Source organism: Endozoicomonas sp. ISHI1, assembly GCF_024606225.1.
In the GTDB taxonomy this organism is placed as follows: domain Bacteria; phylum Pseudomonadota; class Gammaproteobacteria; order Pseudomonadales; family Endozoicomonadaceae; genus Endozoicomonas_A.
Genome location: NZ_JAGRPU010000001.1, coordinates 1 through 13,493 on the forward strand (window position 1 = coordinate 1; position 13,493 = coordinate 13,493).

The window sequence follows — 13,493 nt, forward strand, 5'->3', positions numbered from 1 at the left end:
TGACAGCGGCGAGGCCAGTTTTACGGCCGAGACCATCACCGGCACTTATGGTTCACTGACCATTGATGGCAGCGGGAACTGGAGCTATTCCGCCAGTAACAGCCAGGCCGCCATTCAGGCCTTGGGCAATGGCGACAGCCTGACCGAGACCGTGACGGTGAAGTCTCTGGATGGGACTACTCACGATATCGTTATTACCCTCAACGGTACCAATGACGCTCCCACCGCAGCGGACAACAACCTCAGTCTTAGTGAGGCGGGACAGCATACCTTTACGAACGCTGAATTCGGGTTCAGCGATGTGGATTCCAGTGATAGCCTGGCTTCCATTACATTGACGTCTCTGCCCGCTACGGGAAGCCTGACGTTGAATGGCAGTGCTGTCACTGTTAACCAGGTGGTCAGCGCTAGTGATATTCCCAACCTGGTATTTACCGCCGATGCCAGTATCAGTGGTAGTCACCACGGTAGTCTGGGCTTTAAGGTGAGTGATGGTGCGCTGGAGAGCAGCATCCATAGCATTGACTTCTATACACCGCCCAAAATCGACTCGGTTGTGCTGGATGGCAGTTTTCAGCCTGTGATGACCGGTACCGGTCAGCCGGATGCCACTCTCAATTTCACTATTAATAACAACAGCTACAGTGCAACGGTCGGCAGCGATGGTAACTGGAGCTTTACGCCCTCGCTGACGTTGAATAACGGTGATCCGCTGAATATCAGTGTTACCTCGACGGATGCAGGGGGGGTTGCGAGCTCAGCGACCACTTACAGCGCGGATGTCAGCCGGGGAGATGCACAGGGCAATACGGTAACCGGCGGTAATGGTACTGACTTTATCTACGGTGAAGCAGGTGCCGATGTTCTGACTGGTGGCAAGGGTGATGATTGGTTAACGGGTGGCAGCGGTCAGGATCGGCTGGTCTGGCAGGCTGGCGATGGTGGTAGTGCTGCTGCTCCAGCCGTTGATCGCATTACGGACTTTTCCGTAGGTGCCGGTGGCGATATTCTTGATTTGCACGCTCTGCTCAGTGGTGAGGAAAGTACGACAGCCGATCAGTTTATTCAGTTCCGTACAGAAGGTAGTGACACCATTATTGATATCAGCATCGTTGCCGGTGGCGATGTCGTTCAGCAGATCATTCTGGAAAACACAGATCTCTCGCCTTTGGGCAATACCGATCAGGAAATTATTGAGCAGCTGCAGAGCGATGGGCAGCTGATCCTGACCCGCACCCTTGCCATTGATGACACTATAATGGGCGACGACCAGATCAGTGCCGCTGAAGAGGGTGCTGTTCTGGTTTCTGGTGTGGGCGAGCCCGGAGCTTCGATTCAGGTCAATATTGAGGATTCGTCGGCTGCCACCGTCTCTGCGACTGTCACGGTTGGTGTGGATGGCACCTGGAGTCTGGCAGGCAATGAGTTGGATGTCAGTACCCTGTCTGATGGCGAGTTGGATATCACGGTGACCCAGACCGACATTGCGGGTAATGTCACAACGGACACTTCAACTGTCACTTTCTCTGGTACTGCTCCCACACTGTCTTCCGCTGAAATTGTGGCTAATACCCAGAATCTGGTTCTGACTTTCAGTGAAAACATGGACAGGGACAATATTCCGGATCTGGCTGACTTTGATGTGGCCATCGACGGTAGTGCCGTCAATGTTCTTAATGTCTCCTACCTTAATGATACCCAGATACGTCTCAGTCTGGATACGGTGGTCAGTCCCTCGGGCACTGTTTCGCTTGATTACACACCGGGCAGTAGTCCCCTTCAGGAAGAGGTGGGGATTAACCCGTTTGCGGCATTAAGTGGTTTTTCTGCTACAGTGACGCCCGATGTTTCCGCAGCGGTCCGCCAGAATATGACCGTAGAGGGCGACCAGCTGATTATTGATTATAACGAAGCGCTCGACCCTGGTAGTATTCCTGATACCAGTGCCTTCAGTCTTTCTCTGGTGGGTGGTGGCAGCCGCACGGTATCAAGTGTCAGTATTTCTGGCAGTCGGATGACCCTGACCCTGGACAGCCCGGTCGGCGATGCAGATATTGTCCAACTGTCTTACAGCGTGGTGGATGCCAGCAATAATGGGGGGGGCCCCATTCAGGATGACCAGGGTAATGACAGCAGCGGTTTTAGTAGCGCTCTGGTAGAGAATAATACCGATACTTCAGTACCCACTCTCAACAGTGCCGTGGTGGACGGTGACACCCTGACCCTGACTTATTCGGAGGACCTGAATGACAGTGTCAGCCTCAATGGCATTCTGAATGTTGAGGTGGCGGGTGCCAGCAGATCGGTCAGCAGTGCCTCGGTCAGTGGTAACCAGGTGACGGTTCAGCTGGCCAGTGCGGTGGCCGATGGGGAGTCGGTGACGTTCAGCTACAGTCCGGCAAGTGCGGATAGCAGCACTAACAACGACCGGATCGAAGACCTGCGGGGATTTGATGCCGTTGCCCTGAACCATGGCGATGTGACCGTCAACAATATCACTGACACTATCTCTCCCACCCTGTCCACTGCCGAGGTGGATGGCAATACTGTGACATTAACCTTCAGTGAGGAGCTGAATAGTAATGCCACCATCAATCCTTCCCTGTTCAGTATTACTGTGGACGGGCAGGTTGAGCCGGTCAGCAGTCTTGCCATCAATGGCCAGCAACTGACCCTGACGCTCTCCAGCTCCATCACGGATGGTCAACAGGTCACCATGGATTACACCCCGCCTGCTGCAGGCGCCGCCCTCGACAATGATCGTCTGGAAGACCTTATCGGCAATGACACGGCTGCGCTATCCGGGTTCTCGGTCAACAACCTGACTAACAGTGGTGGTAATCCCGAAGTCTTGCGTCTTTATAGCGATGATGCCAACCAGTGGTACAAGGATGGTGATAGTATTACCGTGAAGGTAGAGTTTTCCGAGCCAGTTCAGGTGACAGGGAGTCCTACTCTGCAACTGGAAACCGGTATCATTGATCGCTTTGCCACTTACAGCGGTGGTTCAGGAACTAATGTACTGTCGTTTACTTATACGGTGGCTAACCCCGATGAGTCTGCCGACCTCAATGCGTTATCCACCTCCGCACTCGATCTTGATGGTGGCACAATCACTGACCTGTTGGGCAATAATGCTGATTTGCTGCTTCCGGATCTGAATGAAGCCGGTTCTCTGGCTCAACAAAATGATATCAGGATTGACACAGTATCACCTACCGTAGGACTCAGCAGCAGTTCCGCCAGTGCAGCGGGTATTCTGACGCTCTCCGGTAATGGTTTCAGCTCCTTGCTGTCACCGGGTGAGACAACCGATACCGATCTGACTGGCAGACTGGACTGGTCAAAACTTTCATGGCGCGTTGTTGATAACAGTGGCAGCAACACGGACATCAGCTTCAGTGCTGCCGATATTGAATCTGCCCTGGCCGTGAACGATCAACAATTGAACATCAAGATCAGCAGTAGCAAGCTGTCCAGCATGCGTGCCACTTCCGGTTTTGGTAATGAGGAAGGTCAGGACTTGATCCGGATTACCAGCGATGGCTTCTTCCAGGATGCCGCTGGTAATACGATGACCGATGGTAATAGTGCTGGCGTTGAGATTTTTATCCTGCCCCCTGACGGTATTGCACCTTCGATTACCACTATCACCAGCCTGACAGCCGATGGTGAGTATGCGACGGGTTCGGTTATCCGTTTGCAGGTGAGTTTTGACGAAGCGGTGGAGGTGACGGGCACGCCGGTACTGTTGCTGGGCACCGGTGGCAACATCTCTGCTGCCCGATTCAGCTCCGGGTCTGGTACCCAGGATCTGGTGTTTGAGTATACCGTGCGGTCTGGTGATGAGGCTCCGGATCTTGATGTACTCAGTGCCAGTGCCTTACAGCTCAATGGCGGCAGCATCAAAGACTTGTCGGGCAATACCGCTGTGCTGACGGTTCCTGTTGCTGCTAACAGCGACTCACTGGCCAGCACAGCCGATCTCATGATTGATGGTTCCGCCCCTGATGTTTCTATTACGGGTGTCAGCCTGGCTCCTGAAGGCGCCAATGATCAAAAGCTGACCATCAATGGCAGTGGTTTTGATGGCTTGTTGGGTAGCGGCGAGTCTGCTGGCCTGACCCTGACGGGAGACGACCTGTCACGCTTTGACTGGGGCAAGCTGTCTATAGAGCTGAAACAACCCGATGGCAGTTTTGACAGCGTTAGTCTTGACGCCTCCGACATTGGTTCAGTAGCCATTCACAACAACCGGGTTGAGATTGTCATTGATGAAGGGGTCAACAAGGTACTGGACAACAATGGCTTCAGCACTACATCGGGTGATCTAACTCTCGATATCAGTCAAGGCTTTATGGCTGACCGGGCGGGCAACCGATCCACTACCGATGCGCTCGCTGATGAGGTGATTAATGTCACCAGTAGCGGTGCTACGGTTGTTAATGTTTCTGCCGACACCGTGGACGGAAGCTATCAGGCCGGTGACGAGATTCTGATTCGGGTACGGTTCAGTGAAAAGGTCTCGTTGCAAAACTACGATCCCAGCGGTGACCCCCTTTTATTATTGCTGAATGACCGGCAACCCACCCAGGCTGATCCGCATGGGGGTAATGCGGTTTATGTGTCCGGTGATGGCACCAGAGAGTTTGTGTTCCGTCATACTATCAGTGCCGGGGAAAACATTGATGACCTTAACTATCGTGACACCAGTTCCCTGACATTCAATAACGGCGTGTTGGGGTTGCCGGCTACTAGCGCGCTGGTTAACGGCGCGGGCAGTAGCGTCAGCCTGACGTTGCCCGGCACAGCCAGTGCTGAGTCGCTGGCAGGCAGCAGCGAAATTGTGGTGGACACGGATGCCCCTACGACCACAATTACCAGTGCGGCCTACGATGAAAACAACAACCAGCTGCTGCTCAAGGGAGCTGATTTTGACCAGCTGCTGAACAACAGTGAAAGTGCCACCGCTGATCTTTCGAGTCGACTGGACTGGAGCAAGCTGGTTATTGATATTGACAAGGATGATGGCATCACACAGAACGTCAGCTTCACTGCCGGTGATGTCACGGTCGCTCGTTTGGCAGGAACGGATACCTTATCGATCCTGCTGTCTGATGCCAAAGCTGCCGAACTTGAGGGCATTTTTGGTTATAAAGGCTCAGAGGATGGCGTTGATATCCAGGCGGGATTCCTGAGAGATCTGGCGGGTAACGAAGGTACAGCGACCACCAGTGACCTGACTCTGGATTATTCCGACATTGCCGCACCGACGGTATTGCAGGTTCGCCTTGAAGACCCCGGTCGATTCATTAATGGCGATGAGGTGGTCATTCTTGTCCAGCTCAGTGAGTCCGTCAACGTGAGTGGTATTGATGTCTCTGATGCCAGCACCTACCCAACCCTGGCATTGGATAACGGTGCCGTGGCCACCTACGACAGTGGTGCAGGTAGCGATACCTTAAGGTTTGTTTATACCGTCGGTTCAGGCAACAGTGAAAACACCCTGGGACTCAACTACGCCTCTGATACGGCACTGACCATACCTGCCGGAGTCATGATTTTTGATTCCGCAGGGAATAACATGCTGCCCACGCTGCCTCCGGTTAACAGTAATGATGCCCTGGCCCAGACGGGCAATGCCATTATTGATGTCAACGCCCCGGAAATTACTGCAATCAACAGTCTGACCTCGGATGGCCCTTACAATGAGGGCAAAGTGATCCAGCTTGAGGTGTCTTTTAGTGAAGCTGTCGATATAACAGGAACGCCGGTACTCAATCTGGATACCGGCGGTCAGGCCACGTACTCCAGTGGTGCGGGGACGGACAAACTGGTGTTTAGTTATACGGTGGGCAGTGGTGAAGACAGCGCAGATCTGGATGTCAGTAGTCTGGATCTGTCAAGTGGCAACATTACCGATCTAGCCGGTAATTCGGTTGATGTCAGCACTTTACCGACGGGAGCGCAGGCTAACTCCCTGGCTACCAATGCGGCACTTGAAATTGATACGACAGGTCCTTCATTACCGGGTCTGGGCGCGGTTAACTTCTGGGTTGGCAACAGCAGTGAAAATACGCCGGGTCGGATATTTATTTATTCAGATGGTCAGCAAGCACTGAATGCCAGCGAAGTTAACCAAATGACACCGGACTGGAGCAAGCTGTACGTTGAAAATACAGAAACCGGTGACCGGCACTACTTTAAGTCCGATGACTTCTCGGTCAGCAGCTTTGAACGGCATCCAACCATAGCTCACGAGATGAAAATAGATCTCAACCAGAGCGGGGCTGATGCGTTTGAAAAAGAGTTCCGGGGATACAGTGACTGGCCAGATATCATGGTTGTTCACGTTGAAGAAGGGTTTCTGGTAGACCGTGCTGGTAACGGATATGCCTTTTCATCATCTTCAAGCGGTTTGGATATGGAAATTCTCTCACCTACGGATCCGATAAGCGCATTTGGGAGGCAAGGCAATAAAATCACGGATGTTCGTGTTGTTTCTGTGAATGACACCTATAAAGCGGGTGAAGAGTTGCTGATTCAGGTGGATTTCAACCATGTGGTGAAACTGGATTACAGTACAACACCTGAACTTCGGTTTGACATTGGTGGCACGCAACAGACAGCAGTATTGGACACGGCTGCTCATTCGTCCGGTGAGTATAACAACAGCTTTTTATACCGTTATACGATTCAGAGTGGCGATAATGTTACCGGCAGCATCTCACTTGCGGCGTCCAACCCTATTGATACCGTATTTAAGGAGCCTGCAACCTCCTCATGGTCTAACGGCGCTATTACCGTCAATTCGGAGCAGAATATCACTCTGACAGCACCCACAGGAGCTGGCTCTCTGGATAACAGCAGCTCGGATCTGATTATTGATACAACCGCTCCGCTCACCACCATTGCTTCGGCCAATTATGACCCCGATACCAATCAACTGGAATTAACGGGTACAAACTTCAATGATATTTTGAGTGGCAACACCGCTGCCGACAGTGCTGAGTTAAGGCTGGTGCTGGACTGGAGCAAGCTCAGCTACAAGGTCAACGGCTCACTGACTGAGAGCTTCAGTGAAGATGATGTCCTGTCCGTCAAAGTGATTGACAATAACAAACTCATGATTGAACTGGCGGCGGCGAAGGCTGACAGTATCGAGGCCAGCTCCGGTGGTGATTATAGCGATGATGAGCTGGATATTTCTGCCGGGTTTATCAAGGATCTTGCAGGGAACGCTTCAACCACTGATTCACTCTCTGCAGGTAGCGTGAGCCAGTCGGACCTGAAGGCGCCTGATTTAACCTCATCTCTGGCTGCCAATAATGAACTGGTGCTGGGCTTCTCCGAAACTCTTTCTGGCTCGCCTTCCACTTCTGACTTTACGGTTCAGGTTGATGGCAGTGCCCGTCTGGTAACTGGTGTGGCTGTGAATGGACAAGAAGTCACCGTCACCTTTGACGGAGCCCAGATTGACAGCTCAGAACAGTTACTCTTCAGCTATACCGGCAGTAGTCTGAGCGATAGCAGTGGTAATGATGTGGTTAGCATCAGTGACCGGGTAGTAGGCTTTGACCATAGTTCCAGTGCTGGTTTGGATACTCTGATTGGAGATATTGGGGACGATATTTTCACCATTGACCATGATGACGTCACCGCTTCTGGCGGCCTGGGGGCTGATATCTTCGATTTCAATGCCAGCGGCACGGCGCAAAACCCTGCCGAGCTTATCATTACCGACTTCAGCACTGATGAAGGTGACATGCTGAAGCTGGATGATATTCTGGTGGATCCCAGCGACAATCTGGACGAGCATTTCCATTTTGTTGCCAGCGGCAATGATACGGTGATGGAGATCAGTGAAACTGCCAGTGGCGATGTTACGAAGAAAGTGACCTTTAAGGATGTTGACCTGTTTGCCCTGGGTGGCAGTGATGCTGATATCCTTAATAACCTGATGGATAACAATAATCTGGATCATGGTACCGGTATTTAGGAGGTTATTGTCGTGTCGAACACTTTTACGAATCTAAACAATGATTCTTTCCCATTTCCGGGTCTGCCAGACCATAACAAAAGCCAGTGAGCTGATCAGTCTCTGTAAAGCCTGAACGAGCCAGATGGCAGTCAAACCCAGACCCAGCACAGGCCCAACCAGCCAGCACAGTGGTAGCAGGATTAGCCATTGTCCGGCAGCTCTGATACCCAGTACCGTGCGATTGGCACCGGCACCCAGAAGAGCCTGTGTGAATACGAGGGAAGCTGCATCAAGGAAGATACTCATACCGGTCAGCTGAAGAGGAATCTTTCCCATCTCGACAAGAGGTTCCTGATGAAGAAAGAGACTCAGCAGGAACTCGGGAGTAAAAAGTAAAGGGAGACTCAGAAATAGCAGCACAGTGGCTGCCACCATGACAATATCCCAGCCCCAGCGCCAGGCTTTATGAGGTTTTCCGGCTCCCAGGCTCTGACTCACCAAGGTATTAGCGGCCATACCCATACCCATACCCGGCAAAATCAACAACAGAGAAATATTCATTAGAACATGGGCTACGGCCAGCTCACTGGTTCCCATCCGGGCAATGATGGCAAATAGCACCATAAAGCCAAGAGAGAACAGGATCTGTTGAAGAGAATCGGGAACAGCCAGTCGAATCAGTCGAATGGTCTGGCTGAAGTCAAGTTTCATAAAAAACTTGAAGTCCATGAACCCCTGTTTTTTGGCGACCCCCAAAAGGCTGAACAAATTTAGCATGGCGGCGAGGTACATAGCCAGGAAGGTGCCAAGCGCTGCTCCGGCAACACCCATTGCAGGTAATGGGCCTACGCCATAGATAAGGCAGAAACTCACCAATGCGTTGAACAGATGGGAGATGATCAAAATACGAAGAAATCCTGAAGGTCTACCGGTGCCATTCCAGTAGCCTCTGAAAGATAGGCAAAGAGCCGCTGCAGCCAGAGACATGACACGAATTCGAAAATAGATAACGGCAGTGTCGTGCACCAATTCACCCTGGTTAAAAATTTGCAATATCCAGGGGGCCAACAACATCAGTATCAGACTGACGGGCAAGGCAAAGAAAAGCGAGATGATGATGCCATGGTTGACGGGTGTCGCACATAGAAGGCTATGACCAGCCCCCAATCTTCGAGCTACCTGAGCCTGTACTCCGGCAGAGAGTCCTGCAACAAGGGAGAGGGCGACAAAGTTTGCGTAACTGGCGGCACCCACTGCGGCAAGTGCTTCTTTTCCGAGAGGGCCTACAAGGGCAGCATCGACAAGGTTGAGGAGGCTTTGAGACAGCATCGCGATGATGATGGGGGTGCTCAATTTCAGTATAGTTGTAACGCGCTGTTTCAAGCAAACCTCAGGCTTTATAGATGGTTATATTAGATTGTATGCGTACAGAAGTGTCTGTGTCACCTGTCAAAACCGGAAGTTTTTTCTTGCTCAAGTGATCCGAGGCTGGGTTCTCACGATAATATGTCTGGGCTGAAGACTGACAGTAAAAATGATGTAATGGATTAAACATTTCGGTGACAGGAACGGATCCCTGAAAACATAGACCTGTCCCTGCTGATTCAAAAGAACCGGATTATTCAAGATTTGGGCGCAACCAGCGTTCGGCTTCTTCCAAACTCATACCTTTTCGTTCGGCGTAAGAAGCAAGCTGATCTCTGGCAATCTTACCCAGACCAAAGTATTTGGACTCCGGGTGAGAGAAGTACCAACCACTGACACTCGCTGCCGGCATCATGGCAAAGTGTTCTGTCAGATTGACACCGGTATTTTCCTCTCCATTCAGCAGTTCAAACAGTACTGCTTTTTCTGTGTGGTCAGGACAGGCAGGGTAGCCGGGGGCAGGACGGATGCCTGTGTACTTCTCCTTGATCAGTTCTTCGTTACTCAATACTTCATCCGGCGCGTAGCACCAGAATTCTTTACGTACTTTCTCGTGCATATACTCAGCAAAGGCTTCAGCCAGCCGGTCAGCAAGTGCTTTCACCATGATGCTGTTATAGTCATCACCTTTATCTTCATAGGTTTTGGCCAGCTCATCCGCACCAATACCCGCCGTAGTGATAAAACCGCCCACATAGTCTTTCAGTCCAGTCGCTTTTGGAGCCACAAAGTCTGACAGGCAGTAGTTTGGTTTATCATCCGGTCTTGGGTTCTGCTGACGAAGATGATGCAGCACGGTTTTGATGTCAGAACGATCTTCGTCGGTGTAAATTTCAAGGTCATCGTTGTTTACCTGGACCGCTGGCCAGAAGCCAATAGCCGCACGAGCAGCAATCTTTTTGTTCTCAACAAGATCTTTCAACATGACCCGGGCATCATTGAAAAGGTTGGTGGCTGCTTCACCGACCACTTCATCTTCCAGAATATTTGGGTATTTGCCTGCCAGATCCCAGGTGATGAAGAAAGGAGTCCAGTCGATGTAATCCACCAGTTTTTCCAGCGGGTAATCATTAAACACTTTTACACCCGTAAAGGTTGGAACGGGCGGTTGATAGTTGTTCCAGCCTGCATCAAAACGATTATCAACAGCTTCCTCATAAGTCAGTAGTTGTCGCTTATTGCTGCGTTTCTCGTGGCGTACCCGAATTTTTTCGTACTCGGCACGGGTCTCCTCGACCAGTCTTGGTTTGAGTTCCTTACTCATCAGTCGAGTGGCAATACCAACACTGCGTGATGCATCGGTCACATAAAGTGCCAGATCATTTTGAAACTGTGGCTCTATTTTGACAGCCGTATGGGCTCTTGAAGTCGTTGCACCGCCAATTAACAGGGGGAGGTGCATGTCCTGTCGCTGCATCTCGCTGGCGACATGCACCATTTCATCCAGTGACGGAGTGATTAAACCACTGAGGCCAATGATGTCAACGTTTTCTTCCTTAGCTGCCTGCAAGATTTTTTCACAGGGCACCATAACACCCAGGTCGATCACCTCGAAATTGTTACAAGCCAGTACGACGCCGACAATATTTTTGCCAATGTCGTGTACATCGCCTTTAACGGTAGCCATCAAGATCTTGCCATTAGACTGTACGTCGCCGTCTTTCTCTTCTTCAATGAAGGGAATCAGGTGGGCAACGGCCTGTTTCATCACACGGGCACTTTTGACGACCTGGGGTAGAAACATTTTACCGGCTCCAAACAGGTCGCCGACCACGTTCATACCATCCATTAATGGACCTTCGATGACGTGAATGGGGCGCTCTGCCCGTTGGCGGGCTTCTTCGGTGTCTTCAACAATGAAGGTGGTTATTCCCTTCACGAGAGCGTGTTCAAGACGTTTGTTGACATCCTGCTCACGCCAGGAAAGGTCTTCTACTTTCTTTTGTCCCGTGCTGCCACCGCGATAGTTTTCTGCAATGGCCAGCAATGCTTCTGTGGCTTCGTTGTTGCGATTAAGAATGACATCCTCAACCCGTTCACGAAGCGCTTCGGGAATTTCTTCGTAAATTTCCAGCTGTCCGGCATTGACGATACCCATGGTCAAACCATCTTTGATGGCGTGATACAGAAAGACTGCGTGAATGGCCTCCCTGACCGGGTTATTACCACGGAATGAGAAGGAGACATTGCTGACGCCACCCGAGATCATTGCATGGGGCAGGTTTTCCTTGATGTAGCGAGTCGCATTGATGAAGTCCACTGCATAATTGTTGTGCTCATCAATACCGGTAGCGACAGCGAAGATATTCGGATCAAAAATGATGTCCTGGGGGGGGAAGCCCACTTCATTAACCAGAATATCGTAAGAACGCTTGCAGATTTCGATTTTACGGGCTTCGGTGTCTGCCTGGCCGGTTTCGTCAAAAGCCATGACAACGACAGCTGCGCCGTAATTACGGCAAAGCCTTGCCTGATGGCGAAAAGCCTCCTCACCTTCTTTCAGGCTGATGGAGTTAACAATACCTTTGCCCTGAATGCATTGCAGTCCGGCTTCGATGACCTCCCATTTAGATGAGTCCACCATGACAGGTACTCTCGAGATGTCAGGTTCAGAGGCAACCAGATTCAAAAAGGTGGTGATGGCCTTTTTGGCATCCAGCATCCCTTCATCCATGTTGATGTCGATGACCTGGGCACCGTTCTCAACCTGTTGACGGGCTACGTCGAGCGCTGTGTCGTAATCTTCTTCAATAATCAGGCGTTTGAATCGGGCAGAGCCAGTTACATTACAACGCTCACCGACATTGATGAACAGAGAGTCTGCAAAAATATTAAAGGGCTCAAGGCCGCTGAGACGACAGGCGACAGGGATTTCAGGAATCTGACGTCTTTCAATGGACGTCATCTTTTCAGCAATCGCTCTGATATGAGCAGGAGTACTGCCGCAACAACCACCGATAATGTTCACCAGGCCGGATTCGGCAAACTCGGCAACAATGTCTGCCATTTCATCCGGAGCCTGATCGTACTCTCCAAATGCATTGGGCAGGCCGGCATTAGGGTGTGCGCTGATATAGGTGTTGGCAATGTTGGAAAGTTCTTCCAGGTAGGGTCGCAGTTCACTGGCACCCAGGGCGCAATTCAGGCCTACAGAGATGGGGTTGGCATGCTGAACAGAGTTCCAGAAAGCTTCCGTGGTCTGTCCTGAAAGGGTGCGGCCGGAGGCATCGGTAATGGTGCCTGAAATCATGATGGGCAATTCATAGCCAAGTTCGTCAAAAAGTTCTTTTACGGCAAAGATGGCGGCTTTGGCATTCAGGGTATCGAAGATGGTTTCAATCAGGAGGATATCGGAGCCGCCCTCAATCAGGGCAAGAGCTGCTTCCTTGTAGGCAACAGCCAGTGCTTCAAAGCTGGTGTTGCGATAGCCTGGATTGTTGACGTCAGGTGAGATGGAAGCTGTTCTGTTTGTTGGGCCCAGCACCCCAGCTACGAAACGTGGCTTATCAGGGTTCTGAGTGGTCGCTGCATCGGCGACCTCTCTGGCTAAACGAGCTGATTCCCGGTTGATCTCCGGTACCAGATGTTCCATCTCGTAGTCAGCCATGGCAATGGTTGTGGCGTTAAAGGTATTGGTTTCCAGAATGTCCGCACCGGCATCCAGATAAGACTGGTATATCTCCTTGATGATCTCAGGACGTGTCAGAGAGAGAAGGTCATTATTGCCTTTGAGGTCGCAGTCGTGATCAGCAAACCGTTCACCACGGTAGTCTTCCTCATCCAGTTTGTAGCCTTGAATCATGGTGCCCATGGCACCGTCGAGCACCAGAATCCGTTTCTCCAATTGCTTTTTAAGAAGGTTTGCTCTTGGAAAGTGTGCTCTTTCTTGACTGTTAGGCATGGGTACAGATTCCGGGCCAGTTCTCTCTATAGCCATGAAACAGGTTGTCAGGCTTTTAGTTTGACGATTCATGACTGCTTGAAGGTATTGTCAGGAGAGCGATGGTATCAGAAATACGCCTTGGAGTGTCTACTTCAAATTGCACATATCTACTGGAAAAATAAGAGAGTGGCACATAAGAGTAGA

3 protein-coding genes are annotated in these 13,493 nt (G+C 51.1%); 1 reads left to right on the top strand and 2 read right to left on the bottom strand.

Annotated features, from left to right (window positions below):
* The coding region (locus KBW69_RS00005) for a SwmB domain-containing protein (protein ID WP_257279486.1) at nt 1-7,999 on the top strand (7,999 nt) is incomplete at its 5' end.
* Between the two features lie 33 nt (nt 8,000-8,032).
* Here KBW69_RS00005 and KBW69_RS00010 read toward each other — a convergent pair.
* Nucleotides 8,033-9,364, bottom strand: coding sequence for an MATE family efflux transporter (locus KBW69_RS00010; protein ID WP_257279487.1), 1,332 nt, complete (start codon nt 9,362-9,364; stop codon nt 8,033-8,035).
* Between the two features lie 235 nt (nt 9,365-9,599).
* Nucleotides 9,600-13,307: a methionine synthase gene (metH, locus tag KBW69_RS00015; protein WP_257279754.1), complete on the bottom strand. Its 3,708-nt coding sequence runs from the start codon at nt 13,305-13,307 to the stop codon at nt 9,600-9,602.
* Between the last annotated feature and the right edge of the window lie 186 nt (nt 13,308-13,493).